This window comes from Hymenobacter terrigena (assembly GCF_054776515.1).
The window spans coordinates 202,212-227,621 of sequence record NZ_BAAHBU010000003.1; the positions used below are offsets into that span (position 1 = coordinate 202,212).

25 protein-coding genes are annotated in these 25,410 nt (G+C 60.9%); 13 read left to right on the forward strand and 12 right to left on the reverse strand.

Translation table 11 applies throughout. The features are described 5' to 3' along the window. Positions 1 to 26 precede the first annotated feature (26 nt). Together ACYU7Q_RS13985 and ACYU7Q_RS13990 are read left to right on the forward strand one after the other, a co-directional pair. Positions 27 to 1,157, forward strand: coding sequence for a trans-sulfuration enzyme family protein (locus tag ACYU7Q_RS13985; protein WP_460610057.1), 1,131 nt, complete (start codon positions 27 to 29; stop codon positions 1,155 to 1,157). Positions 1,158 to 1,314: 157 nt separating this feature from the next. Next, complete coding sequence (locus ACYU7Q_RS13990; protein ID WP_460610058.1) at positions 1,315 to 3,492, forward strand: bifunctional alpha,alpha-trehalose-phosphate synthase (UDP-forming)/trehalose-phosphatase; 2,178 nt, start codon at positions 1,315 to 1,317, stop codon at positions 3,490 to 3,492. A 219-nt stretch (positions 3,493 to 3,711) separates the two neighbouring features. On the opposite strand, the gene ACYU7Q_RS13995 is transcribed toward ACYU7Q_RS13990, so the two are convergent. Together ACYU7Q_RS13995 and ACYU7Q_RS14000 are read right to left on the reverse strand one after the other, a co-directional pair. Beyond that, positions 3,712 to 5,499 carry a glycoside hydrolase family 15 protein gene (locus tag ACYU7Q_RS13995; RefSeq protein ID WP_460610059.1) on the reverse strand — a complete coding sequence of 596 codons (1,788 nt, stop codon included), beginning with the start codon at positions 5,497 to 5,499 and terminating at the stop codon, positions 3,712 to 3,714. A gap of 101 nt (positions 5,500 to 5,600) precedes the next feature. Further along, the gene (locus tag ACYU7Q_RS14000) at positions 5,601 to 6,206 is read right to left on the reverse strand and encodes a hypothetical protein (protein WP_460610060.1); all 606 of its coding nucleotides are present in this window, start codon (positions 6,204 to 6,206) and stop codon (positions 5,601 to 5,603) included. A 166-nt stretch (positions 6,207 to 6,372) separates the two neighbouring features. Between ACYU7Q_RS14000 and ACYU7Q_RS14005 the strand changes: the two genes are divergently transcribed. From ACYU7Q_RS14005 to ACYU7Q_RS14020, 4 genes are all read left to right on the forward strand, one after another. Continuing rightward, positions 6,373 to 7,065 carry a hypothetical protein gene (locus ACYU7Q_RS14005; protein WP_460610061.1) on the forward strand — a complete coding sequence of 231 codons (693 nt, stop codon included), beginning with the start codon at positions 6,373 to 6,375 and terminating at the stop codon, positions 7,063 to 7,065. A 380-nt stretch (positions 7,066 to 7,445) separates the two neighbouring features. Continuing rightward, complete coding sequence (locus ACYU7Q_RS14010) at positions 7,446 to 8,012, forward strand: hypothetical protein (protein WP_460610062.1); 567 nt, start codon at positions 7,446 to 7,448, stop codon at positions 8,010 to 8,012. Positions 8,013 to 8,251: 239 nt separating this feature from the next. Then, a complete protein-coding gene (locus ACYU7Q_RS14015) occupies positions 8,252 to 8,692 on the forward strand; it encodes a nuclear transport factor 2 family protein (protein WP_460610063.1) in 441 nt (146 codons plus the stop codon). 71 nt (positions 8,693 to 8,763) lie between these two features. Next, on the forward strand, positions 8,764 to 9,027 hold the full coding sequence (locus tag ACYU7Q_RS14020; protein WP_460610064.1) for a hypothetical protein: 264 nt from the start codon (positions 8,764 to 8,766) through the stop codon (positions 9,025 to 9,027). 91 nt (positions 9,028 to 9,118) lie between these two features. On the opposite strand, the gene ACYU7Q_RS14025 is transcribed toward ACYU7Q_RS14020, so the two are convergent. The 4 genes from ACYU7Q_RS14025 to ACYU7Q_RS14040 all read right to left on the reverse strand — a co-directional run bounded on the left by ACYU7Q_RS14025 (position 9,119) and on the right by ACYU7Q_RS14040 (position 12,440). After that, positions 9,119 to 9,688 (reverse strand): hypothetical protein, encoded by a 570-nt coding sequence (locus tag ACYU7Q_RS14025; RefSeq protein ID WP_460610065.1) that lies wholly within the window; start codon positions 9,686 to 9,688, stop codon positions 9,119 to 9,121. 113 nt (positions 9,689 to 9,801) lie between these two features. Next, on the reverse strand, positions 9,802 to 10,962 hold the full coding sequence (locus ACYU7Q_RS14030) for a DegT/DnrJ/EryC1/StrS family aminotransferase (RefSeq protein ID WP_460610066.1): 1,161 nt from the start codon (positions 10,960 to 10,962) through the stop codon (positions 9,802 to 9,804). 142 nt (positions 10,963 to 11,104) lie between these two features. Further along, complete coding sequence (locus ACYU7Q_RS14035) at positions 11,105 to 11,782, reverse strand: acetyltransferase (protein WP_460610067.1); 678 nt, start codon at positions 11,780 to 11,782, stop codon at positions 11,105 to 11,107. Between the two features lie 16 nt (positions 11,783 to 11,798). Next, on the reverse strand, positions 11,799 to 12,440 hold the full coding sequence (locus ACYU7Q_RS14040; protein WP_460610068.1) for a sugar transferase: 642 nt from the start codon (positions 12,438 to 12,440) through the stop codon (positions 11,799 to 11,801). Between the two features lie 57 nt (positions 12,441 to 12,497). Here ACYU7Q_RS14040 and ispE point away from each other — a divergent pair, with 57 nt between their 5' ends. Then, on the forward strand, positions 12,498 to 13,319 hold the full coding sequence (ispE, locus tag ACYU7Q_RS14045; protein ID WP_460610069.1) for a 4-(cytidine 5'-diphospho)-2-C-methyl-D-erythritol kinase: 822 nt from the start codon (positions 12,498 to 12,500) through the stop codon (positions 13,317 to 13,319). On the opposite strand, the gene ACYU7Q_RS14050 is transcribed toward ispE, so the two are convergent. The 3 genes from ACYU7Q_RS14050 to tgt form a co-directional block, all read right to left on the reverse strand. Continuing rightward, positions 13,316 to 14,263: a DMT family transporter gene (locus ACYU7Q_RS14050; RefSeq protein WP_460610070.1), complete on the reverse strand. Its 948-nt coding sequence runs from the start codon at positions 14,261 to 14,263 to the stop codon at positions 13,316 to 13,318. The two genes, ispE and ACYU7Q_RS14050, sit on opposite strands and share 4 nt — an antisense overlap. Positions 14,264 to 14,387: 124 nt before the next feature. Continuing rightward, complete coding sequence (locus tag ACYU7Q_RS14055; RefSeq protein WP_460610071.1) at positions 14,388 to 15,467, reverse strand: LptF/LptG family permease; 1,080 nt, start codon at positions 15,465 to 15,467, stop codon at positions 14,388 to 14,390. A 95-nt stretch (positions 15,468 to 15,562) separates the two neighbouring features. Further along, positions 15,563 to 16,693 carry a tRNA guanosine(34) transglycosylase Tgt gene (gene tgt / locus ACYU7Q_RS14060; RefSeq protein WP_460610072.1) on the reverse strand — a complete coding sequence of 377 codons (1,131 nt, stop codon included), beginning with the start codon at positions 16,691 to 16,693 and terminating at the stop codon, positions 15,563 to 15,565. A 192-nt stretch (positions 16,694 to 16,885) separates the two neighbouring features. Between tgt and ACYU7Q_RS14065 the strand changes: the two genes are divergently transcribed. The 3 genes from ACYU7Q_RS14065 to rsmG all read left to right on the forward strand — a co-directional run bounded on the left by ACYU7Q_RS14065 (position 16,886) and on the right by rsmG (position 19,482). Further along, positions 16,886 to 18,034, forward strand: a complete 1,149-nt coding sequence (locus ACYU7Q_RS14065; RefSeq protein ID WP_460610073.1) for a glycosyltransferase — start codon at positions 16,886 to 16,888, stop codon at positions 18,032 to 18,034. Continuing rightward, entirely contained in the window at positions 18,025 to 18,648 is a 624-nt protein-coding gene (locus tag ACYU7Q_RS14070) for an RNA polymerase sigma factor (protein WP_070728736.1), read from the forward strand. The genes ACYU7Q_RS14065 and ACYU7Q_RS14070 overlap by 10 nt, the downstream gene beginning before the upstream one ends. 216 nt (positions 18,649 to 18,864) lie before the next feature. Then, positions 18,865 to 19,482 (forward strand): 16S rRNA (guanine(527)-N(7))-methyltransferase RsmG, encoded by a 618-nt coding sequence (gene rsmG / locus ACYU7Q_RS14075; RefSeq protein WP_460610074.1) that lies wholly within the window; start codon positions 18,865 to 18,867, stop codon positions 19,480 to 19,482. A gap of 53 nt (positions 19,483 to 19,535) precedes the next feature. Here the strand turns inward: rsmG and ACYU7Q_RS14080 are convergent, their stop codons facing one another. Further along, positions 19,536 to 20,516: a YheT family hydrolase gene (locus ACYU7Q_RS14080; protein ID WP_460610075.1), complete on the reverse strand. Its 981-nt coding sequence runs from the start codon at positions 20,514 to 20,516 to the stop codon at positions 19,536 to 19,538. Positions 20,517 to 20,789: 273 nt separating this feature from the next. On the opposite strand from ACYU7Q_RS14080, the gene rpsT reads away from it, so the two are divergent. Together rpsT and ACYU7Q_RS14090 are read left to right on the forward strand one after the other, a co-directional pair. Next, on the forward strand, positions 20,790 to 21,041 hold the full coding sequence (rpsT, locus tag ACYU7Q_RS14085; protein WP_168674786.1) for a 30S ribosomal protein S20: 252 nt from the start codon (positions 20,790 to 20,792) through the stop codon (positions 21,039 to 21,041). Positions 21,042 to 21,242: 201 nt separating this feature from the next. Continuing rightward, positions 21,243 to 22,778 (forward strand): T9SS type A sorting domain-containing protein, encoded by a 1,536-nt coding sequence (locus tag ACYU7Q_RS14090; protein WP_460610076.1) that lies wholly within the window; start codon positions 21,243 to 21,245, stop codon positions 22,776 to 22,778. A gap of 81 nt (positions 22,779 to 22,859) precedes the next feature. On the opposite strand, the gene pyk is transcribed toward ACYU7Q_RS14090, so the two are convergent. Both pyk and ACYU7Q_RS14100 read right to left on the reverse strand, forming a co-directional pair. Continuing rightward, positions 22,860 to 24,299, reverse strand: a complete 1,440-nt coding sequence (pyk, locus tag ACYU7Q_RS14095; RefSeq protein WP_460610077.1) for a pyruvate kinase — start codon at positions 24,297 to 24,299, stop codon at positions 22,860 to 22,862. A 269-nt stretch (positions 24,300 to 24,568) separates the two neighbouring features. Next, positions 24,569 to 24,997 carry an IPExxxVDY family protein gene (locus tag ACYU7Q_RS14100; protein WP_198066974.1) on the reverse strand — a complete coding sequence of 143 codons (429 nt, stop codon included), beginning with the start codon at positions 24,995 to 24,997 and terminating at the stop codon, positions 24,569 to 24,571. Between the two features lie 162 nt (positions 24,998 to 25,159). On the opposite strand from ACYU7Q_RS14100, the gene ACYU7Q_RS14105 reads away from it, so the two are divergent. Next, positions 25,160 to 25,396, forward strand: a complete 237-nt coding sequence (locus ACYU7Q_RS14105; protein WP_019948606.1) for an acyl carrier protein — start codon at positions 25,160 to 25,162, stop codon at positions 25,394 to 25,396. The last annotated feature ends 14 nt before the right edge of the window (positions 25,397 to 25,410 follow it).

Sequence of the window (25,410 nt, forward strand, 5' to 3'; positions counted from 1 at the left end):
GCGCCTCACGCTCCGCTTTCGCGCTCATGGACCATCCGAACATTCAGCCCAAAATCACGCCCATCTACCAAACGTCGGTTTTCAAATTTGAGGACCTCGACGCGGTGCAGCAATACTTCGACGAGCCGGGCAGCCGCTACCTATACTCGCGCAACGGCAACCCCAATTCGGATGAGCTGGCCACTGCCGTAGCCCGTTGGGAAGGCGGCGCGGGCGCAGTGGCCACGGGCTCGGGCATGGCGGCCATTTTCGCGGCACTGCTCACCTATTGCCAGGCCGGCGACCACGTGCTGTGCGCGGCCGACATCTACGGCGGCTCGGCGGCGCTGCTGAACCTGGAGCTGGCGCGGCTGGGCATCACGGTGACGTATGTGCCGTTCGAAGGCCTGTATGACCTTGCGGCCTACGTGCAGCCCGCTACCAAACTGCTGCTGTGCGAAACGATGAGCAACCCGCTGCTGCGCGTGGTGGACCTGCGCGCCGCCGCCGATGAATGCCATCGCCACGGCCTGAAACTGGTGGTGGATAACACGTTTTCGACTCCCGTGCTGACCCGGCCATTGGCCTTCGGGGCCGACCTCGTGCTGCACAGCGTAACCAAATACCTGGCCGGCCACTCCGACGTGACGGCCGGGGCCGTGGTGGCCCGCACGGCGGAGGATGTGGCCCGGCTGCGTCAAATCGGCATCGTGTTCGGCCTGACACTGAGCCCGATGGAGAGCTGGCTGGCCGTGCGCGGCATGAAAACCATGCGCCTGCGCGTGGCTGCCCACAGCGAAAACGCCTGGCAGGTAGCCGACTTCCTAAACGACCATCCGGCCGTGCAGGCCGTGTATTATCCTGGCCTGCCCACGCACCCCCAGCACGCGCTGGCCACGGTGCAGGGGGGAGGGCGGTTTGGTGGGATGCTCTCGTTCCGGCTGCCGGACGATGCGGCGGCGGTGAACCGCTTCATGCAGCGGAGTGAGCGGTTTCCGTTTGCGCCCTCGCTGGCGGGTGTGGATTCGTCGTGCTCGCACCCGCTCTACACTTCGCACCGGGCGCTGACGGACGCGCAGCGGGCGGAGTTAGGCATCACCGTGGGCCTGGTGCGACTGAGCGTGGGCATTGAGCCAGTGGAAGAGTTGTTGGGCGATTTGGCATACGCGCTGGAGTAGGCAGGAAAGCGGTTGCGGACACGGCCGATAAGGCGGAAATCCAGACGCGGTTTTGACGCAAAGCCGGCGTGCGTACGGCTGAGCTAAGTGGGAAAATATGGGCTGAATCTGGTTAACTACCGTAAACCATGAGGTTGTTCACCCTTACCCATTGCCTATGCCCCGCACGATAATAGTCTCTAACCGCCTTCCTACCAAAGTCATTCGTTCCGAAGAAAGCCTCACGTTTCAACCCAGCGAAGGCGGGTTGGCCACGGGATTGGGCTCCATTTATCGGGCGGATGGCAACGTGTGGGTAGGCTGGCCGGGACTGTTCGTGACCGACGAAGAGGAAGAAAAATACGTCACCGAACAGCTCCAGGCCGATAGCATGTCGCCGGTGTTTCTGACCGAGACTGAAATCCGGGATTTCTACGAGGGGTTCAGCAACTCCACGCTCTGGCCCACTTTTCACTATTTCACGCAGTTTGCCACTTACGAGCAGTCCCATTGGGAGGCTTACGTGGCCGTAAATGAGAAATTCTGCGCGGCCGTACTGGCCCAGGCCGGCCCCGAGGATACCATCTGGGTGCACGACTACCAGCTGCTGCTGCTGCCCGAGTTGCTGCGCAAAGCCCGGCCCGAGGCCACCATTGGCTTCTTCCTGCACATTCCGTTCCCATCGTACGAGCTGATTCGGGTGCTGCCGTGGCGGGCCGAGCTGTTGCGCGGCATGCTGGGGGCCGACCTTATCGGCTTTCATACCTTTGGCTACATGCGGCATTTCCTCAGCTCGGTATCGCAGGTGCTGGGGCTGTCGGCCGTGAATGGCCAGATTGAGGTGGAGCACCGCGCCGTGCGCGTTGATGCCTTCCCGATGGGCATCGACTACCAGCGCTACGCCGATGCGGCGGCCTCGGAAGCGGCCATTCAGCACGAGGCCACGTACCGCGAAGCCCTACACAATGTGCGCGTCATCCTGTCCATCGACCGGCTCGACTACACCAAGGGCATTGCCCAGCGCCTGCGGGCGTTTGAGCTGCTGCTCCAGAACCACCCCGAGTGGCGCGAGCAGGTGAGCCTTGTGATGCTGGTGGTGCCCTCGCGCGACCAAGTGGCGCAATACGCGGACCTGAAGGTGGAAATCGACGAGCTGGTGGGGCGCATCAACGCTTCCTACCGCACCGTTGCCTGGACGCCGATTCACTACTTCTACCGCTCACTGCCGCTGGAGGAGCTGGCCTCGCTCTACCGCCTGGCGGAAGTGGCCCTGGTGACGCCCATGCGCGATGGCATGAACCTCGTGGCCAAGGAATTCGTGGCCTGCAAAGCCGACCACAAGGGCGTGCTCATCCTTAGCGAGCGGGCCGGCGCGGCGCGGGAGCTGTCCGACGCTCTCATCATCAATCCTACCGATGTCAACCAACTGGCCGAGGCCATGCACGAAGCTTTGGGCATGCCCGAAGAGGACCAGATTCAGCGCATGACGGCCATGCAGTCCCTCGTAAAGCGCTACAACGTGTTTTCCTGGACCAAGCTCTTCCTCAACCAGCTCGCCTATACCAAAATGAAGCAGCAAACCCTGGCCACCGAAACCCTCACGCCCGCGCCCACCGGCCAGCTGCTCGAAGCCTACCGCGCCAGCAGGCAGCGGCTTTTGCTGCTCGATTATGATGGCACGCTGGTGAATTTTCACGCCAACCCGCAGCGCGCCCAGCCCGACCAGGAGCTGCGCCTGCTGCTCAAGGCGCTAAGCGACAACCAGCAAAACCGCGTGGTCATCATCAGTGGGCGCGACCGGGACACGCTGGAAAAATGGCTGGGCGACCTGCACGTTGACTTCATCGCCGAACACGGCGTGTGGCTGCGGGCTGCGGGCGACGAGTGGAGCCTTTTCCAGCCCATGCGCAACGACTGGAAGCGCGAACTGCTGCCGGTGCTGGAACTGTACGTGGCCCGCACAGCCGGCTCCTTCATTGAAGAGAAGGACTACTCGCTGGTGTGGCACTACCGCCGCGTGGATGAGGAGCTGGGGACCGTGCGCGCCCGCGAGCTGCTCAACCACCTCACCTTTATGACTTCGAACACTGATTTGCAGGTGATGGAAGGCAACAAAGTGCTGGAAATCAAAAACGCCGGCATCAACAAAGGCACGGCCGCCACCCGTTGGCTGAGCTACTACAGCCCCGATTTCATTCTGGCCCTGGGCGATGACCGGACCGATGAGGACACCTTCCGGGCACTGCCCGCGGAGGCGTTTACGGTGCGGGTGGGGTCGGCCCCGCATTCGTCGGCGCGGTTCCATGTGGAATCGCCTACGGAAGTGCGGCAGCTACTGCGCAAGCTGATTGAGTAGGAGCGGCCCTGTCATTGCGAGGCGCAGCCGAAGCAATCCGTCCTGTCAAAACCAGATACTTCCTTTTACCAGAAAGCCCCGACACTGCAAAGTATCGGGGCTTTCGGTTTTTGAAAAGGGCTTTATCACATCTCAAAGTTGGTCACATTTAGAGGACGGATTGCCGCGTTACGCTGCGCTCCACTCGCAATGACAGACGGGACCCGGCATGACAGACGACTACCCCACAAAGCTTGGTTTGTCCTGCCGTTGCGCAATACGATAGGCCGCATTCACCAGCCCGACGTGGCTGTACGCCTGCGGGAAATTGCCCCACTGCGAGCCGGTTTTCGCGTCTACATCCTCTGACAAGAGCCCCAAATGGTTGGCGTATTTGATGAGCTTCTCGAACTCGGCGGCGGCTTCTTCGAGGCGGCCGACACAGGCCAGGGCCTCCACGTACCAGAAGGAGCAGATGAGGAACGTCGTTTCGGGCGTGCCGAAATCGTCGGGGTGGCGGTAGCGGTAGAAGAGGCCTTCGGGGGTTTTTAACTCCTTTTCCAGCTCGATGAGGTGCTTCTTGGCTTTGTCGGAGTTGCCGTCGAGGTAGCCCATGAGGATGAGCTGGAGCGTGCTGGCGTCGAGGTTATCGGAGCCGATGGCGTTGGTGTACACGCCGCGCTCGGCGTCGTAGCACTGCTCAATGCGGTCGGTGGCGGCTTTGATGAGGCGGGTGGCGCGGGCCTCCATGTCCTTGTTGCCGAGGAAGCGGGCCACCTGCTGCGCGGCGTGGCCGCCGGCCCAGTGAAACAGGAAGGTGTAGCAGTGACGCTGCGCAATGTGGCGGAACTCCCAGAGGCCGGCGTCGGGCTGGTCGAGGGTAGTTTCCATGAGGCGCAGGGCTTCGGTGGCCAGCTTCTCGGGCGGGAGCTGGTCGGGGTAGGCAAAGCGGCAGTCGACGTAGAGCGGCAGCAGGGCCACCAGCACCTGCCCGTACACGTCGTTCTGGATGTGGGTGTAGGCGTCGTTGCCGATGCGCACGGGCTGGTTGCCGAGGTAGCCGGCCAGCGGCAGCTCGGTTTCCACCAAATCGGCCTTGCCGCTGATGCCGTAGAGCGGCTGGTACTTGTCTTCCACCCTGGTGCTGATGTTGGCAATGAAGTGGAAGTAGCGCTCCATCTCCTCGAAGTGGCCGATGTTGTTGAAGGCCGTGAGGATGTAGTAAGTGTCGCGCATCCAGCAGTAGCGGTAGTCCCAGTTGCGGGTGCTGCCGGGGGCCTCGGGCAGGCTGGTGGTGCTGGCCGCGATGATGGCTCCGGTGTCTTCGTACTGATGAATCTTGAGCGCCAGCGCCGACCGAATGACGGCATCCTGGTGGAAGGTGCCGATGCTGGTGCTCTTCACCCACTTGTGCCAGTAGTCGGTGGTGTTGCGCAGAAACTGCTCCACCGTGCTTTCCAAAGGGGCTTCGAGGGGCGCGCCGTAGGTGAGGACGAGGTATTTGGTTTCGTTCAGCACGAAGTCTTCCTCATCCAGAATGTAGGTGAGGGAGATGTTGGTGGTGAGGCGGATTTCTTCTTCCAGCCCCAGAAAAGCAATGTGGTTGGAGCTGCGGCGGCGCGTGAGCTCCAGCTCGCCGTACTGGCCCATGGGGCGGCAGGCGACGCGCACGCGGGGCGTGCCGGCCAGCGGCTCCAGCTTGCGGATGAGCATGAGCGGCTTGTAGTACCGGTCGTACTGCGCGAAGCGGGGCGCAAAATCGGTGACGCGGTAGGTGCCGTCGGCGGCCGTGATTTCGGTGCGCAGCACGTTGGTGTTGGACGCGTAGGTCTGGCTGGAGGTGAAGCCGCCCGCCGCCGTGGGCCGGATGCTGAACTCGCCGCCCTTCTTATCATCGAGCAGGCTGCCGAACACGAAGCTGCTATCAAAACGCGGCCAGCAGAGCCAGCGCACGGCCGTATCGGTGTCGATGAGGCCGAGAAAGGCACAGTTGCCAATCAGGCCGAGGTCATAGGTGTGTGTGGTCATAGAAGGGGGAAGGGGAGGGCACAGTTTCGGAGTAGGGGCGGGGGCAAGCCCTACCGGGTACGCCCCCGCCCCTACATTGCCTAGCCAAAGGCCAGCGCCGGCTACAGCTTGTCCGATACCTGAGTGGAAATCTGCTTGGCCGTGCGCAGGGCCTGAAACTCGCCCTGCTGCGAGCGGATGGTCAGCTTGTCATCGAGCGAGAAGCTGCTGCGCAGCTGCTGGTACCGGTCGTTGAGGCTGCTCATGATGGCGGCGGCGTTGGCCCAATCGGTGGGTTTCCAGTTGGCGCGGTCGTTGCGCACGCGCTGCATGAAAAGGTCGTAGGCCGAGAGCAGACCGGTGGTGGTGAGGGTGCTCACGGTGGTTTTCTTGCGCAGGAAGGCCGTGACCTGGGCATCGGTGGCGGAGGTCACGGGGGCATCCAGGATGGTGCTGCTGGAGGTAGAGGCCGGAGCCGGGCTGGGGGCTGTGCCCACCGGCACGTTGATGGTGCGCGTGGTGCGGCGGATGACCTTGCCGGTTTCGGGGTCGAGGTCTTCGGTTACTTCGGTTTGCTGCTGGGTGCCGGCCGGGGCGGTCGTCTGCTTGGTAGTCGTCGTGGTTGTGGTGGGTTTGGTGGTCGTAGTCGTGGTGGTGGGCTTGGTCTGGGCCAGGGCGGCGAGGGGCGAGGCCAGCAGCAGCAGCGCGAGGAGACGGGAAGTTTTCATGGGAAATTAAGAAATGAGGTTTGCCTTTAACGGCAAAGTCCGGGCCACGGTACGCATCCGCGCCGGTTTCGGGGAAAAGCGCTACTATTACGGGGCGGCTGAGGCCCAGCCGTAGCCGGCGTATCGACGGCTTTTTTCCTTTCCCATTTCCCCCATTTTTACCCATATGGAAGGCGCGTACTTTACTTATTTCACCAACCCCTTCGAGAGCCTGCGCATGGACCGGCCCGCCTACAAGGCCCAGGCCGAATACAGCCTGCACGCTGCCACCACGGCCGACCTTGGGGCCGCGTTCACCCCGCTGCTGGAAGAGCTGCAAACCGCCATCGCCGGCTTCGACGAAAACCTGGCCGACCGCAACCAATCCACGGCCGGCGGCACCGATGCCTACCACGCGGCCCGCACCGAATGGCTGGCCTTCGTCGACGACACCATGAAGGACTACATCACGCCCAAGCTGCGCAAGCTGCCCGTGTACGCCGACTTCAAGAAGTTCGGCAAGAGCAAGCTCAACGCCCTTAAGCAGCCCGAGCTGCTCACCGCATCGAAAGCCCTGGTGGCCCTCTACCGCGCCCAGCAGGCCGCCCTCTACCCCGCGCTCGGGGCCGACGCCAAAAAGCGCTACGAGGCCGTGGTGGCCGCCACGACTGCCCGCGATAACCAGGACGCCGACATCGGCGCGGCCATCCTCGACCTCGCCGACGACCGCGCCGCCATCGCCCGCGCCCAGCGCCGCCTCAAGGCCCAGCTGGAACTGAAGTTTGAGGATGAGAAGAAGGTGTATAGCTTCTTTGATTTCTCGGCGGCGAAACTGCCCAAGAATAAAAAAACTGCCGTGCCGGTGTTGCCCAAACCCTAACCGCCTGGGAAGCACTCGCTCTCCGCTTCCGTGGTTGCGAAAGTCCTCGGCGAGTACTCGCTGGGGACTTTTCATATTCAGCAAATGCCCGACGAGTACTCGCTAGTGGGTTTTGGTACTGCCGAAATGCCGCGCGAGTACTCGCGGTCGGGTTTTCGCATTGATGAAGTACTTAGCGAGTACTCGCCGGCGGCTTCAGCAACTCATGAAGCGGGCCGCAAGTACTCGTTTGCTAAACGAGCAACCGCTAGCCACTTAGCGTAACTTGGTCTTCTAGTAGCGCGCGTTTGCAGAGATGAAAATAAAAACCACCGTTTCGCTGAACACATAGCGGTGCCTATGCCATACTTTACTTTTGCCCGCTGCTACCCTTATCCGCTTTGAACGGGCTTGAAAAACGGGTGAAAGCAGGTGGCCTTATACTTAGCTCTCCATTCCTAATTATGCCAGGATTTGTACTTAAGGTGGGAGACGTTTTTGCGGTCGCGGTTGGCACGCACCAAAAAAAATACTTTCAATACATTGGTGACGACAACACCATGTTAGGCAGCCACGTGCTCAGAGCGTTTGCCAAAACGTTTGAGGCGACTGAGGAAGTCGATTTAACGTCACTAGTGCTCGGGACGATTGACTTCCATACCCATGGCATGGTGAGAACCGGCGTAAAAATGGGCTTATGGACAAAAGTGGGCAATGGCGCAGTTGCAGCGGGGGCCTCGCCCGTTTTTCGGCATACGGACGATTACGGGCGGATGCCGGGAAAAGAGCCCGTGGCCCTATCGAAAAATTGGATGGTTTGGTCCCCGAATGAACCCATGCAACGGGTAGGAGAACTCCAGGGGAAACTGGTAGCGGCAGACATCGGCATGGTGATGCCACCCCATGAGATTGTGGCGCGAATGACAACGGGGGCTTACCTGATGACTCCTTTTTATCCGTCATTCTAGCTCTGGTTTCTACAAACCACTAGCAGCAGGCCGCTACGAGGTTCGTGCAAGCTATTGCAGCACATAGCGAGTTTACGAAACTCGTCTACGAATCAAAGTTTACGAAAGCCTCGAAGGGATGAGTTTGGTGAACTCTAAAATTCAATCAGCACGCGTCGCAGCCGCGCCAACCGGCAAGTGCCTGCTGTTATCTTGTCGTTCTATTGGCACTTTTCGCTATTTCTATGGGCACGCATCGCATGAAATGGCCGCTACTGCTTCTTAGCAGTCTAACCGTGGGCAGCTGTAGCCGGCCCGTAGCCGCAGACGAAACCGCTGCCATCAAGCACCTGCTGGAACGGGAATCGGCCACCTGGCGGGCCGGCGACGTGGCGGCCCACGCCGCCTGCTGGCACGTCACGCCCTACAGCCGCATCCTGGTTTCCACGGCCGACGGCAAGTTTCTGGACGTGCCGCCTGCCCAGATGCTGGCCCCCTCGCCATCGATGGGCCAGGGTGGCACCTCCGTCAATACCAATTATCACATCAATATCACCGGCTCCACGGCCTGGGTGAGCCACGACGAAGAATCGACGGCCCGGAACGGCCAAAAAAGCTACTCGACGGAAATCCGGCTGCTGGAAAAAGTCGATGGCCAGTGGAAGCTGGTGGGGCAGTCCATCCACCTGCATAAGCGGTAAGCGGGTGCGCCAGCTAATTCGCCCGTGCTTTCGCCGGCTTTGCGGGGACGCGGGCGGCCTAGCTTTGGGCCATGCGGACGATACTATTGATGGGTGACTGGGGAGAGGGGCTGGCCTGGTTGTTCTTCGTTGCTTTTCTCCTCACGCTCGTGCCGTTCATCGTGCTCATTGGGCGTCTGTGGTCGCAACGCATCGACCAGCAGTTGGACCGGGAATGGAACGAGCAGAAGGCGCGCGCGGCCTCGCGGGCGCGCACCGGGCAGTGGCTGCTGTTGCTGGCCTGGCTGTTTATCGCCGTCGTGTTGTGGAAGGCCCTGCTCGCCTGGATTGGATAAAGCCGGCGCTGGAATCGTTGGCAGACGGGCGCAGCCGGCGCTCGGGTTTGTGCGTTCTCATCCGTGCAGCGGCGGGCGTATCCCGGCGAAACTACGGAGTTGCCACCCCGCACTGGTTATAAATGCGAACGATGCGGCGCAGGTCGCTCGGGTGATACCGCCCGGCTTGCAGGTCGATGGCAAGACCCGGGCACGCGCGGAAAAATGCAGGGGCCTCCTTCGCAAAATTCCACCAATAGGTGTTCACCAACTGCTGGCGGGCTGGGCGCAGGAGCCATTCGCGTCGGAGGCTGGCCGTGCCGCGGCCTGTGGTGGTTTCGTAGCGTTCGTAGAGCTGCACCGGGCCGGCTTCGAGTTGTTTGAGAAACAGCTCCCTGGTGCCGGCAACCCCCGTGGGCAGCGAAAACGACACGTAACGGACCGTATCCGTGCCCTGCACGTAGCCGTAGGCGCGGGCTTGGGCTGGCCCCAGAGAGAGGCGTACGCTGCCAGACAAGGGCACAAACCGAATCAGCCGCTGCTGTTCCAGGGGCGAGCCGCTCACGTGCAGCGCCCCGCGCAGGCTGTCGCCGCCCACCATAACCACGTAGCCGCTCAGCAAGTGTTGAGCAGCGGCGGGCCCGGCCACGGTGAGCAGAAAAACCACGAAAAAGACGCGCATGGCAGCAAGAGCTGACCGGCATTGTGAGGAGCAGGCAGGGCAGCTTGGGCTTTATACGCAACGTGCTGGTATCCGAATTAAAAATTCGGGGTACTCGTGCCAGGTGGCGCGGCTTACCCCAGCACCTCGCGCACAGCTTCTTTCACGCGGCGCAGCTCGGCATCGCCCATGGCCGAGCCACTGGGCAGGCACAGGCCCCGGGCAAACAGGTCTTCGCACACCGCGCCGCCGTACATGGGCGCGGCGGCAAACAGGGGCTGCAGGTGCAGCGGCTTCCACAGCGGCCGACTCTCAATGTTGTGGGTTTCGAGGTGCAGGCGCAGGGCTTCGGGGGTGACGGGGTTGGGGCGGCCGTCGGCCAGGGTGGGGGCGAGCAGGACGGTGGTCAGCCAGCGGTTGGAGCGGCTGCCGGCCGGCTCCGGGGCCAGGGCCACCGTGAGGCCGGGCACGTTGGCGAGGTGCTCGCGGTACCAGGCAAAGATTTCGCGGCGGCGCTTCACCCGTTCAGCCAGTAGCTCCATCTGGCCCCGCCCGATGCCGGCCAAGATGTTGCTCAGGCGGTAGTTGTAGCCGGTTTCGGAGTGCTGGTAGTAGGGGGCGTCGTCCTTGGCCTGGGTGGCCAGGAAGCGGGCGCGCTCAGCCAGGGCGCGGTCGTACGTCACGAGCGCGCCGCCGCCGCTGGTGGTCAGAATCTTGTTGCCATTGAAGGAAAACACGCCCACCTGCCCGAAGCCGCCCAGCGGCTGCTGCTGCCACTCCGAACCCAGCGCCTCGGCCGCATCTTCCAGAACCAGAATGTCGAATTCCCTGGCCAGGGCCAGGATTTCGGGCAATTTGGCCGGCATCCCATAGAGGTGCACCAGGATGAGGGCTTTGGGCTTTTTGCCCTTGGCAATGCGGTCCACAATAGCCTCCCGCAGGCGCTCGGGGCACATATTCCAGGTTTCGGCCTCGCTATCCACAAACACCGGCGTGGCCCCAAGGTACACAATCGGGTTAGCCGTGGCCACAAACGTGAAGGAGGGGCACAGTACCTCATCACCCGGCCCCACGCCCAGCAAAATCAGCCCCAGATGAATGGCCGCCGTGCCCGACGTGAGCGCCACCACATACGGCACCCCCACCGCCGCGCAGATGTCGGCCTCGAAGCCCGTAATATTCGGCCCGGCCGGGGCCACCCAGTTGTCCTCAATGGCCTTGTGCACATAGTTCAGCTCGTGCCGGCCGAGGTGGGGAGGGGAGAGGTAGAGACGGTCGTAATCCTGGCTGCGCATTGATTGGGTTATTGTAGTAGAACGTCATGCAGAGCGCAGCGAAGCATCTTGCCTGCCACCAGTAAATCCTTTCGATTGGATTAGTGACTGCGGGCAAGATGCTTCGCTGCGCTCTGCATGACATTCGAGAAAATCTTCATTATCAAATGGCCCGTGCCGGCACGCCTACAGCCGTAACATTGGCGGGCAAATTGCGCACGGCCACTGCCCCGGCCCCGAGGATGGTATTCTCCCCGATGTGCACCCCCTGAATAACGGTGGCATTGGTGCCAAGGTACACGCCCCGGCCCAGCCGCGCCGCACCGCTCACGTTGGCGTGCGGCATCAGGGAGCAGAAATCGGCCAAGTCCGCATCGTGGCCCACGGTGCAGCCCAGGTTGAGCAGCACGAAGCGGCCCAGCGAAATATCACACGTTAGAAGGCAGCCCTGCTGGATGATGCAGCCCGCACCCAGCACCACGCGCTGCTGCGGCCCCAGTGCCACCGCCGGATGCACAATGCTCGGAAAGCTAAGCTGCTCTGACGTAAGGCGCGCCACCACGGCCGCCCGGCTGGCCGAGCTGCCCACGGCCACAGCCACGGCCAGCGGCTCGGCGGTGGCGTTGAGGTCGGCGCTGGTGCCGAGGTAGGGGAGGCCGCCCACGGTGGGCGTGGCAGGCGCGTGGTCGTCGTAGAAGCCGCGTAGCAGCCACGTCGGTTGGGCTTCGTTGAGCTGTTGAAGCAGCAGTAGCACCTCGCGTCCCAGGCCGCCCGCCCCGAAAATGACGAGCGGCGGCAGCGCCTCGGTTACGTCGTAATCAGAAAAGAAGAGTTGCGTCATAATTAAGTATTAAGTATTACGAAGAAGGCGGCAGTGGGGGACTGCCCCGAAACGCCGCCGTGGTGGCCTCGCCGGGGGCCGTGATGCCGCGCGCGCCCAGCACCCGCCCGGCGGTGCGCCACAATATCAGCAAGTCGAGCCGCAGCGAAAGATGGTCGACGTACCATACGTCAAACGCAAATTTCTCCTCCCAGCCGATGGCGTTGCGGCCATTCACCTGCGCCCAGCCGGTGAGGCCGGGGCGCACCTCGTGGCGGCGGGCCTGGGTGGGCGAGTACAGTGGCAGGTACGCGGGCAGCAGCGGGCGCGGCCCCACCAGGCTCAAGTCGCCGCGCACGATGTTCCAAAGCTGGGGCAGCTCGTCGAGCGAGGTGGCGCGCAGCCAGCGGCCCAGCGGGGGCAGGCGCTGCGCATCGGGCAGCAGCTGGCCGGCGGCATCGCGGGCGTCGGTCATGGTTTGCAGCTTATACAGCGTGAACAGCCGCCCGTGCCGCCCCGGCCGCGCCTGCCGAAACAGCCAGCGGCCCCGGTTCTGGCCGGCTGCCAGCGCCGCCGCGCCCACCAGCAGCGGCAGCGTGAGCAGCAGCAGCGGCCCGGCCAGCGCGAGGTCGAGCAGGCGCTTGCCGTGGCGGGCATAAAAGGAAATGGGAGCGGACACGACGCAAAAGTACCTTTGCGGCTGCCGCTTCGCTGCGGCCCTTGCTGCGCTCGCCCCATGCTCACCTTCCCCAACGCCAAGCTCAACCTCGGCCTCTACGTCACCCAGCGCCGCCCCGATGGCTTCCACACCCTCGAATCGGTGTTTGTGCCCCTGCCCTGGACCGATGCGTTGGAAATGCTACCCGCGCCCGCCGGGGGCGCTACCAGCCTCACGCTCACCGGCCGTCCCATCCCCGGCGACCCCGCCACCAACCTCTGCCTGAAAGCCTACGAGCTGCTGCAAGCCGATTTTCCCAAACTGCCGCCCGTGCAGCTGTACCTGCACAAAATAGTGCCCATCGGGGCCGGCCTGGGCGGCGGTTCCGCCGATGCTGCCTTCGCCCTCAGAGCCGCCAACGACCTGTTCAGCCTCAATCTTGCTACTGAGACGCTGGAAAGCTACGCCCGGCGCCTGGGCTCCGACTGCGCCTTCTTCATCCGGAACAAGCCTGTGCTGGCCGTGGAAAAAGGCGACGTATTCGAGGAAATTGACCTGAATCTGAAAGGCGTGCCCTGTGTGGTTGTGTATCCCAACCTGCACATCAGCACGGCCGAGGCCTACGCCCGCATCACCCCGCAGCCGCCAAAATTCCCGTTGCGTGAAGCGCTGGCCCAGCCCATGAGCGCCTGGCGCGACACCGTAAGCAACGATTTTGAGACAGCCCTCACGCCCAGCCACCCGGTCCTGGCCGAAATCAAGCAGCAGCTCTATGCCGCTGGCGCTACTTATGCAAGCTTGTCGGGTTCCGGCTCGGCAGTATACGGCCTGTGGGATGGCGGGGAGCCGGCAGCTATGGCGTGGCCGGCTGCATACACGGTATGGCAGGGCGCGCTCTAAACCGGCATCGCCGGTTCCAAGTCCGGCTCCTTATCCTTCATCAATCGCGCCACCAGCGGGTGAATAAGCACGCTGAGCACGATGAGCAGGGTGCCAATGTAGAAGCCCGTGCTCATGCGCTCGCCGTTGAATTGCGGCGCGTGCAGCAGCCCTTTGGTGTGCAGCCAGTAGATGGCAGCCGCCATTGAAATGCCATACACCGGCTCCAGATTAATGGTCAGGTTCACGGCAAAGGGCGAAATCCGTTTCATCAATTCCACCGACGTGGAGAAGGCGTACACCGTGCACACGCCCGCCAGCAGCAGCAGCCAGAGCCAGTCGTAGCCGTGCCACGCCAGCTGTAAACCCTGGCCCTGCGTGAAATAATGGCTGTAAATCGGGAAGAACAGCACGATGCTCAAACACGCGCCCAGCATCTCATAAAACGTGAGCCGCAGCGGTGGATGCGTCTTAATCAGCTTCGAGTTCAGCACGCTGAACAGCGCCGACAGCCCAGCCGAGAGCACCGCCACGCCCAGCCCCAGCAGCTGGTCCAGCTCGGCCTGGCTCACCAGGTAAAGGCCCACCATGGTAATCAGGCCCAGGCCCACTTCGTAGCCGCGCACCCGCCGCCACAGCAGCAGCGGTTCCAGCAGCGAGGTCCACAGCGCCAGCGTGGCCAGGCCGGCCAGGCACACGCTCACCGACGACAGCCGCGCCGCCAGAAAGAAGGTTATCCAGTGCGCTGCCACCAGTGCGCCCACCGCCAGCAGCCGCGCCGCCTGCCCCGCCGACACCCGCCACGGCATCTGCCGCGCCACCAGCAGCACCGCCAGCCCTGTAGCCGCCAGCAGCGTGCGCCAGAACACCAGCTCCACCGGCGGCACCGTCAGCAGCTTGCCCAGTATGGCCGTGAAGCCCCACAGGAGCACAATAAAATGAAGCTTGAGATAGTCGCGGAGCATAATAGTAGCGCGAACTTTTAGTTCGCGTATCGCCGCAGCGCGGCGAGAATCGCATGAGAAAATCTGCGGTGTCGTGCAACGCCAGTTTGCTGCGTTGCAGCAATACGCGAACTAAAAGTTCGCGCTACTTCGGCACAAACCGGTACAGCGCCAGCCCAATCACCGAAAATACCGTGCTGGGCACCCACGCCGCCACAATGGGCGAGAGGCTGCCCACCTGCGCCAGGTTACGGCTCAGCATCACGAAAATGATGAACACGAAGGCCAGCACAAAGCCCAGCGCAATTTGCCCGCCCACGCCGGCCCGCGATTTCCGGGCGCTGAGAATCACGCCAATCAGCGTGAGAATAACGATGGCGAAGGGGTATGAATACCGCTCATATTTTTCGCTCAGATAGAGCTGGGTGTCGTCGGCTCCGCGCTCAATTTTGGTGCGGATGTAAGCATTCAGCTCCGGCAGCGTCATGGTTTCAGCCAGCTTGTAGGTGCTGGCAAAGTCCTTGGGAAACAGGTTCAGCGTGGTGTCGCGGGCGGGCACGGATTTCAGCGTTTCGTCCTGCGGGCCTTTGAAGGTGCGTATCAATTGCGGCGACAAATGCCACACGTGCTTGGTCGAATCCCAGTTGATGGCATCGGCCGTGAGGCGGCGGCGCAGCACGGTGCTGTCCACGGTTTCGAGGGCAAAATGGAAGCCGATGTTGCTCAGGTTATCGTAGCTCTCCATGTACACGTAGCTGCGCGGCCCGATTTTAATGTGCACGTTGCGCCCCTGAAACCGGTAGGGCAATTTGATGTACGCCCGCTCAAACGCCACCCGCGACTTATTCCCAATGGGCAGCACCCAGCCAATCAGCCCGAATATGAGCAGCCCCACCACGCTGCCCCCGATGGCATAAGGCAGCATCAGCCGCCGAAAACTCACGCCGCTGGCCAGAATAGCCACAATTTCCGTCCGCGCTGCCAGCTGTGCCGTTACAAATACAACGGCGATAAAAATGGTAATCGGCGAAAGCAGGTTGGCGAAATACGGAAACAGATAAATGTAATAGCCGAAAATAATTTTCGACATCGACAAATTATGCTGAATAAAGTCGTCGTTTTTCTCCGTGAAATCAATCACGCAAATCACCGTCACCAGAATTACTACCGAGAAGAAAAACGCGGCGAGGAATTTCTTAATGATGTATTTGTCGAGGATATTCACTTTTATTAGTGATTAATGATTAGTGTTTAATGGTTAATTCAAAATAAGCCAGGAGTGCAGAACAGCACTAATCACTAGGCATTAATCATTAACCACTATAATCTGGTCATCAGTTGCTTCACCATGCGCTCCTTCCAGGGGCCAAACGTGCCGGCGATGATTTCCTTGCGGGCCTCTTTCACCAGCCACAGGTAAAACGTGAGGTTGTGGGCCGAGGCAATTTGCGGCCCCAGCATCTCCTGGCACTGGAAGAGATGGCGCACATAGGCGCGGGTGTAGAACGTGCTGGCCGCTCCCTCTAGTTCGGGGTCGATGGGCGTGAAATCGGTGGCCCATTTCAAATTGGTCACGTTCATAATGCCCTGCGTGGTGAACAGCATGCCGTTGCGGGCGTTGCGGGTCGGCATCACGCAATCGAACATGTCCACGCCGAGGGCAATGTTTTCGAGGATGTTAGCCGGCGTGCCCACGCCCATCAGGTAGCGGGGTTTGTCCTTGGGTAAAATGTCGCAGACTATTTCGGTCATTTCGTACATGAGCTCGGCCGGCTCGCCCACGCTCAGCCCGCCGATGGCGTTGCCGGCGCGGCCCTGCTCGGCGATAAACTCAGCCGACCGCACCCGCAAATCCTTAAACGTACTGCCCTGCACAATCGGAAACAGGTTCTGTTCGTAGCCATACAGGCCTTCGGTGCTGTCGAAACGCTGGATGCAGCGCTTCAGCCAACGGTGCGTCATGTCGAGCGAGCGGGCGGCGTAGTCGTACTCGCAGGGCCAGGGCGTGCACTCGTCAAACGCCATAATAATGTCGGCCCCAATCACCCGCTGAATGTCCATCACGCCCTCCGGCGAGAACAAATGCTGGCTGCCATCGATGTGCGAGCGGAATTTCACGCCCTCTTCCTTAATCTTTCGGGTGTTGCTGAGCGAGTACACCTGGTAGCCGCCCGAGTCGGTCAGAATCGGCCGGTCCCAGCCGTTGAACTTGTGCAGGCCGCCGGCCGCTTTCAGCACATCCAGGCCCGGCCGCAGGTAAAGGTGGTAGGTATTGCCGAGGATAATCTGGGCCTGCACATCATCTTTCAGCGTGGCTTGGCTCACGGCCTTCACGGTGCCGGCCGTGCCCACGGGCATAAAAATGGGCGTTTCGATGGGGCCGTGGGCCGTTTCGAGGCGGCCGGCGCGGGCCTTGGTGGCGGGGTCTTGGGCGAGGAGGTCGAAGGTCATGCGATGATAATTGGCCATTAGTCGTCTGTCATCCTGAGCGGAGCGAAGGACCTTATCGCGTCAGTACGATTAGCGCTGACGCGATAAGGTCCTTCGCTCCGCTCAGGATGACAGACGCGTATGACTAAAGCACAAAGGTAACCCGCCCGTTTCGCGCCCCGTACTTTTGCGGGCTCATTCGTATCCGCTGCTTTGTTGCTTCCACCCGTACCCACGTCCCCTTTCTTCTGGCTTTTGTTGGCGTGCGTGCTGGTGCAGCTCTTCTACGCCGCGTATTTCTTCTGGCCTTTCGCCCGCCGCGCGCCCGAAGCGCCCGCCGATGCGCCCGGTCCGGACTCGGAATCCGTTTCCATCGTCGTCTGCGCCCGCAACGAGCTCGACAACCTGCGCCGCCTGCTGCCGCTGCTGCTCCAGCAGGACTACCCCGCCGCCTTCGAAATCGTGCTCATCGACGACCGCAGCGAGGACGACACCTATTTATACGCCCAGCAGCTCACCCAGTATTATCCCACCACCGTGCGCCTCGTCACCATCGACCGCACCCCCGACGGCTTCGCACCCAAGAAATACGCCCTCACCCTCGGCATCAAAGCCACCCGCTACGCCCGCCTTTTGTTTATCGATGCCGACTGCATTCCGGCCACCAACCAGTGGCTGCGCCTCATGCAGCGCGGCTTTTCTCAACAAGACGGAGCCGACCTTGTCCTCGGCTTCTCGGCCTACACCGAAGCCCCCGGTTTCCTCAACCAGCTCATCCGCTACGAAACGCTGCTCACGGCCGCGCAGTACCTCAGCTTTGCCTGGCGCGGCTGGCCTTACATGGGCGTGGGCCGCAACCTGGCCTACACCCGCGCCTGTTTCACGGCCACCAAAGGCTTTGCCTCCCACATCCGCCAGCTTTCCGGCGATGATGATTTGCTGGTGCAGGACGCCGTGCGGCAGGGCCAGCGCGTGGCCGTAGTGGCCGACCCCTCGGCCCACACCCTGAGCGAGCCCGCCGAAACCTGGGCTGCCTGGTGGCGCCAGAAGCGTCGGCACTTATCTGCCGGCCGCGCCTACCGCCTGGCCGACCGTTTGCGGGTGGGCACGTTTGTGCTAGCCAATATGTTGTTCTATCTGGCCACCGTCGTGCTAGTTTTTTCGCCAAACAATTGGGTACCTTTGGCAGTCGTATGGGTTCTCCGGACATTGTTCGTGAGCGCCGTGTATGCGCGTCTGAGCCAACGGCTCGCCCAGCCCGTAATCGTTGTGCTCCTGCCGGTGCTCGACGCGGTTTATTTTTTCCAATACCTGGCCCTGGGAATCTCGCTATTCCTTAACCGCACCTTTCGATGGAAGTAAACAACCAAGATATTCAAAAGCAGTTTTCAGCCAAAGCCAAGCACGACTTTAAGCTGATTCGCGCCGCCGTGGACCACGGCGACGAGAAGGCCTACGCCGAGCTGATGCACATCTACAAAAAGCCCGTCTACCACGTGGTGCTCAAAATGGTGCGCAATCAGGACGACGCCGAAGACCTCACCATCGAGGCTTTTGCCAAGGCTTTCCGCAACCTGCACAAGTTCAATCCGGAGTATGCTTTTAGCACCTGGCTGTTCCGCATTGCCACCAACAACTGCATTGATTTTATCCGCAAGAATAAAATCAAAACCATGTCGATTGACTCGGCCATCAAGGTTGACAACGGCGACGAAATCACCATCGATTTCCGCGACAATGACCTGAACCCGGCCGAGCACGCCGTGCGCAACCAGAAAATTGAAATCATGCGCCACGTCGTGTCGCGCCTGCCCGATAAGTACCAGCGCCTCGTGTCTCTGCGCTATTTCGACGAGCTCAGCTACGAAGAAATCGCCACCGAGCTCAAAGCCCCGCTCGGCACCGTGAAGGCCCAACTGCACCGCGCCCGCGAGCTGCTCTATGACATGGTGAAACACACCAAGCAGATTATTTAAAGGAAAAGCCCCGGCGCAAGTCGGGGCTTTTTTATGGCGTTTGGGTTGGCCGAAAGTGGAAAAGGCCGTCATGCAGAGCGTAGCGAAGCATCTTTACCTTGGTAGTAAATTAATGCCATTACACCAAAGCGGTAAAGATGCTTCGCTGCGCTCTGCATGACGCTTTGGTGTCCGCCTTAGCGACGTAAACGGCCCAAACCGTGCACCTTTGCACCTATGAACCTCTTGCAGCACTACTTCCCCGCGCTCACCCCGCAACAACTCCAGCTTTTCCAGCAGCTCGAAACCGAGTTCCGCGCCACCAACGAAGCCATCAACCTCGTGTCGCGCCCCGACATGGAGAACTTCATGGAGCGCCACGTGCTGCACTCGCTGGGCATTGCCAAAGTGGTGCAATTCCCGAAGGGCAGTGCCGTGCTCGACGTGGGTACCGGCGGCGGCCTGCCCGGCCTGCCGCTGGCCATCATGTTCCCCGAAGTGCATTTCCACCTCGTGGACAGCATCGGCAAGAAAATTCGGGCCGTGCAGTTCATGGCCGCTGCGCTGGGCCTCAACAACGTAACCGCCGAGCAAACCCGGGCCGAGCAGGTGCGCCAGAAATTCGACTACGTGGTGAGCCGCGCCGTGGCCCGCCTCGCCACCTTCCACCCTTGGATTGCCCACCGCTTCAAGCCCCAGGGCGCGCCCGGCTCCGGTCTCTATTACCTCAAAGGCGGCGACCTGACCGAAGAAATCGCTGAATCCGGCCTCAAAACCAAAGTCACGGATTTGAGCGATTACTTCAGCGAGGAATTCTACGAGACGAAAAAGGTGGTTTTCGTACCCGCGAAGTAGTCGTCTGTCATTGCCACGTTCCGCCGCGCTCCACTGACAATGACAGGCGGCACCTACGCCGGCACTTCCGCCATCAGAAACGCCACCGCCCGCCGCTCAGAATAATATTCTCCGCTGCTCTCGGTAAAGCCAACGTGCCCGCCCTCCGGTGGGGTTTCCAGAAACACGAAGGGCGAATCAGCCGCCACCTCCCGCGGGTAGCAGGAAGCCGGCAGAAACGGGTCGTTCTGGGCATTTACCAACAGCGTAGGCACTTGAATGCCGCTGAGGTAGCGGCCTGAGCTGGCGTACTGGTAATAGGCTTCGGCCGAGTCGAACCCGTGCATGGGCGCGGTGTACTTATCGTCAAACTGCGGGAAATTACTAAGTTCCTCCAGGCCTTCCAAATCAACCTGGCCCGGCATCAACGCGGCTTTATCACGGATTTTCTGGCGCAGCGATTTCAAAAAGCGGCGCATATAAACCTGGTTCTGCAGCCGGCCGATGTGCACCGAGCTGGCCTTCAAATCCGTTGGCACTGAGAATACCGCTGCCCGCTGTACTTCGGCCGGCACGCGGGCCGCATCCTCGCCCAGGTATTTCAGCGTCACGTTGCCGCCCGCGCTGAAACCCAGCAGGTAGGCGCGCTGGTAGCGGCCGGTGGCCAGGGCGTGGCGCAGCACCAGGTCCAAGTCCTCTGTGTCGCCGAGGTGGTAGGAGCGGAGCAGGCGGTTCATCTCGCCGCCGCAGCTGCGGTAGTTCCACGCCAAGGCATCGAGGCCAGCGCGGTTGAGGGCACGCACCATGCCGCGCACGTAAGGCCGCGAGGCGTCGCCTTCGAGGCCGTGCGACACGATGGCGAGGCCATCGGTGGGCAGGTGTTCGGGCAGGCGGCTCCAATCCAGGTTCAGGAAGTCGCCGTCGGGCAGTTCCAGGCGCTCGCGCTGGTAGGCTACGTCGGGCACGGTGCGCCATAGGCTGGGCACGATGGTCTGTAAATGGCCGTTGAACAGATAAAACGGCGCTTGATAGTGAGATTCAGCAACGAGCGGCATGGCACGGAGGGGCTAAGAAGTGGCAGGGCGCGCTGGATGGGAGTGGACTGGTAAAGTTCGCACCTAATCGGCATGCATACTAATTTAGATGCTCGAAAGTGAATTTGGAATGAGTATTGAGCGGGTCAGACATGACAAAAATCCTTCCTGCTGGATAGAATAAGCTTTGCCTCAAGATTTTTGGCGGCAGGATTTGAATTTGTCGGACGGATTCGTACCTTTGCCCTCCCAAACACAGAACTCAAGCACAACGCTTTTATATATTTCCTGCTCATGGCAAACCATAAGTCGGCCCTCAAACGCATCCGCAGCAACGAAGCCAAGCGCGTGTTGAACCGTTACCAGCACAAATCCACCCGCACGGCTATCAAAAAGCTCCGTACGACGACCGACAAAACGGCCGCCCAAGAGCTGCTGAAAAAGGTGACCTCGATGCTGGACCGTCTGGCCAAGAAGAACATCATCCACAAGAACAAAGCTGCTAACAACAAAAGCAAGCTGACAAAGCTCGTCAACGCGCTCTAGTGCGAGACGAGCCTAGCGAGGCCAGACTGCGCCGCCCCAAGGTCTGGTCTCGCGCTCCTTACAAAAAGCCCTGCTCAATGTTGAGCAGGGCTTTTTGCGTGTAAAAAAGGTTTTCTGGTAGGGCAATATTGATTTATCTGGGAGTATTTGGGCTGAGTGCTTACCTTACGGGCAGTATTCCACATCAACTACCCCCGCACCATGAAACACGCCTACCCCTGGGCGCGGCCTTTACTGGCCGCGCTGTTCTCGTTTATTGCCTTGGGTGCCAGTGCGCAGCAGGCGTGGCGGCCGTTTCGGCCGGGACTGATTTACACGTATGAAGTGCCGGGCAGCACTAGCACCGGCCCCTACACTACAGTCGGTACTTACACTTTGCGGCTCGATTCGGCTTATGTGACAGCTACGGGTGATTCGGCTTGGGCATTCAACCGAGTGCTGCGCGAGACGACGGGCCAGGTACCCGCGGAAGGACTTTACGGCCGATTCCGCAAGAGCCGCAACAACTTGTTTGGTCAGCGCCTGCGCTGGCAGCCGGGCTCCACAGAATACACCCTGGAAACCGTAACGGAAGGAACTGCGCAATCGGCTACGTCGCTGCTATTGCGCCCGCAGGCCGCCGTGGCCAGCACTTGGGTCGCCAACGCGGCATCAAATATTACTGCTACGCTGACCAGCCGGGGCTTGCAAACGGTCAATGGCCAGTCTGATATGGTGGCCACCATAACCCTGAGCACGGGGCCGGTGATACGGCTAAGCCAGAATTATGGGCTAATAGAAGGGCCACAATGGTTGACACTTAACGGCAGCCCGCGGCAATGGGTGGCTACGCAACTGCCCGCTACGGTGGCGCAATCGCCCTACAGCCCTTTGCGCTTGTTTGATTTGCAGCCGGGCGACGAAATAGGCTACCAGGCTTTTCCCATTGTCATCACGCCCTTCGAATGCTCGCAAGTACGCTTTCTGCGCCGGTTCTTAACGCGCAGCCAAGTGGGAGACTCGCTCATTTACACCTTCCGGGAACAGAGCCGAACGGAAAACCTTAGCGTTGGAGCTCCTGGCTGTTCTGCAACTCCAGGCGTTTACTACAGTGGCATTGCAACCAACCGCTGGGCCTTGTCGCTGAGTACTGGCAAATCAAACCAATTTGCGGATATGCCCATGCTGACAGGGGAATACCGCATGAACGGCGGCAGCGTCTTTCTGAGCCGTGGCATTGTTCAGATACAGCCCGGGGGAAGCGGGTGCACCGGAAACCAACAGATAGTGTACGACCAGCTTTTTACGTATGGAGCTAATGACAATACCTTTGGGCGGCTTCCTGATATTGACCCCTTGGTATGTTTTTCACCAGACCTCGGTTTGGGGGCTATAAGAAGCAGAAGTACTGCAATCACTTACTATCGCCGTACCCGGAACGGCACTACCACCACCTGCGGCAGCCCCTCCAGCTTCGTCAACCTGCTGCCCACCCGTGCTGCCCAGGCAGCCGCTATCGCTACGCTGCACCCCAACCCCGCCGCCGAAGCGGCTACGCTCACGCTGGCCACGCCCGCCCACTCCGGGGCCTCCGTGCGCCTGACCGATGCGCTGGGCCGCGCTGTGTGGAGCGCGCCCGTGCCCGCCGGCCAGACGGCCGTAGCCGTGCCGCTGGCCGGGCAGCCCGCGGGCCTCTACCTGCTGCACCTCACCGGCCCCGACGGCGCTACCGCCACCTGGAAGCTGACCCACGAATAACCCGACAGTTACCACAAAAAAGAGCCCGCTACTTTCGCAGCGGGCTCTTTTCGTATCCGGCCAATGTGCCAGAGGCATTATTTAGGCGATGCTCACCTTCACCATGTTGGCTTTGCCTCGGTCCTGAATGGGCATCGAGCCGGTGGTGATGTACACGTCGCCGGCCTCTAGGTGGCCGGTGGTGGTGAGGACGTAGCGGATGTCGGCCACGGTGCTGTCGGTGCTCACGAGGCGGTCGTAGTAGAAGCCGCGCACGCCCCATACCAGGCTCAGAGCCGTGAGCAGGGGGCGGTTGTCGGTGAAGATGAAGATGTTGGCTTTGGGGCGGTACTTGGCCAGCTGGAAGGCGGTGTAGCCGTGGTGCGTCATGCCGGTAATGGCTTTAGCGCCCGTGTTTTTGGCCAGGTGGCACGAGGCCGACAGGATGCTGTCGGCCATGAAGTTGGTTCCTTTGGGGTCTACGGGCCACCACTTATGGAACAGCTGCGGGCTGCGGCTTTCCACGCTCAGGATGGTGCCCACCATCGAGCGAATCACCTCGGCGGGGTAGGCACCCACGGCGGTTTCGGCGGAGAGCATCACGGCGTCGGCACCGTCGAGCACGGCGTTGGCCACGTCGCTGGTTTCGGCGCGGGTGGGGCGCGGGGCCGTAATCATCGACTCCATCATCTGGGTGGCCACGATGACGGGCTTGCCGGCCGCGTTGCACTTGGCAATAATCATCTTCTGGGCCATTGGCACCTCTTCCATCTTCACTTCCACGCCGAGGTCGCCGCGGGCCACCATCACGGCATCGGTGATGGCGATGATTTCGTCGATGTTGCGCAGGCCGTCGGGCGTTTCAATCTTGGCCACCACGCGGGTGGTTTTGCCGGCCTCGGCAATCAGCTTTTTGATGAAGCGGATGTCGTCGGCCTTGCGGGCGAAGCTCAGCGCCACCCAGTCCACGTCGTGCTCCAAACCAAATTTCAAGTCTTCAATGTCCTTCTCGGTCATCGACGGGGCCGATACTTCCGAGTCGGGCAGGTTGATGCCCTTGCGGGGCTTCACCAGGCCGCCGTAGACAACTTCCACGTCCACTTCTTTGTCGCGGTCGGTGGCCAGCACTTTCAGCTCAATCTTGCCGTCGTCGATGAGAATCATGTCGCCGGCTTTCACGTCGCGGGCCAAGCCCAGGTAAATGGTGCTCAGGCGCGTGGCCGTGCTGATTTCCTTCTCGCCGCACACGAGCTTAATTTTGTCGCCGGCTTTGATTTCAACACCGCCGCCTTCTACTTCCCCCAAGCGGATTTTCGGCCCCTGCAAATCCTGCAGCAAACCCACCGACGTCCGCATATCCTTGTTCAACCGCCGCACCGTGTTGATTACCGACAGGTGCTCCTCGTAAGCGCCGTGCGAGAAGTTGAGCCGGAATACGTCCACGCCTTCGCGCATGAGAATGCCGAGGCGCTCATACGTGTTGGAAGCGGGGCCCACGGTGGCCACAATTTTAGTTTTGTTAAATGAGCTGGGAGTTTCCATGCGGTATGATGAAATGTCGGAACAAAAAAACTCCCCTCCTAAAGCAGAAGGGGACGCTGGCGCGGCACGCAAGCTTTTAGCCTTTGGCGGGGCTGGCTACGGCACCCGCCGCCGCAAAAGTCGTTTAATTAAACCGAAAAGCCTACCGTTTGCCGCCGTACTTAACAGGAGTTTTTTGGGGCAAACGTTTGTTTCTGGCCTTGTTGAGCACGTAGGCGCTCTGGTTTATTTCGATAAAGCAAACCGCGGTGCTGCCTCGGCCCCGGCCATCACAGAATTAGATTCTCCTTGTACTTGAGCGAATTCGGGTCGAACTGGCAGGCGTACTGCACAGCGTCGAGGGCGGTGAGGCGCTGGAGAATTTCGTCGTCGGCCAGGTGACCGCTGCCGTTGGTTACGGCCAGCAGGTAGTCGTATTCCTTGATATCAGGGGCCAGGTAGGGCTTTTTGAGGCTGGACGGGGCAATGGAGCGGTTGCGCAACAGCCGCAGCGTGAGGCTCTCGGTGGCGTGCAGGTAGTGCGTGAACACCAGCCGGCCCTGGCTGAAGAGGTTTAACAGCAATTCGGGTTGTTTGACGAGGCGCAGGCGCAGGGCACGGTTCAGCGTCCAGGCCAGCGTATAGTCGCGGGTGCTGCTCACCAGCCCGAACAGGGCAAAGTCGCACTCATAGTCAACATCCAGGGTGAAGGTTTTCATAGCGGCCACAAAAGGGGCACCCGCGGGCGGGAAGCGGCAAAGCTACGGCCCGCAACGGGCCGTCGCCATAATGTTGTACCCGCATTTCGAAAGCGCGGCCGTGGGTTAGATGAAAATTCTCTCGTTACTTTGCGCCGTAGTTTTCCCTAAACCCCCACGGAAATGTCTGAAATCGCAGAAAAAGTAAAGGCCATTATTATTGATAAACTGGGCGTTGAAGCCTCCGAGGTTACCCCCGAAGCAAGCTTCACCAACGACCTGGGTGCTGACTCGTTGGATACCGTCGAGCTGATTATGGAGTTCGAAAAGGAGTTCAACGTGAGCATCCCCGACGACCAGGCCGAGAACATCGGTACCGTGGGCCAAGCCATCAGCTACCTCGAAGAGCACGCTAAGTAGTTTCTCCTCATTCT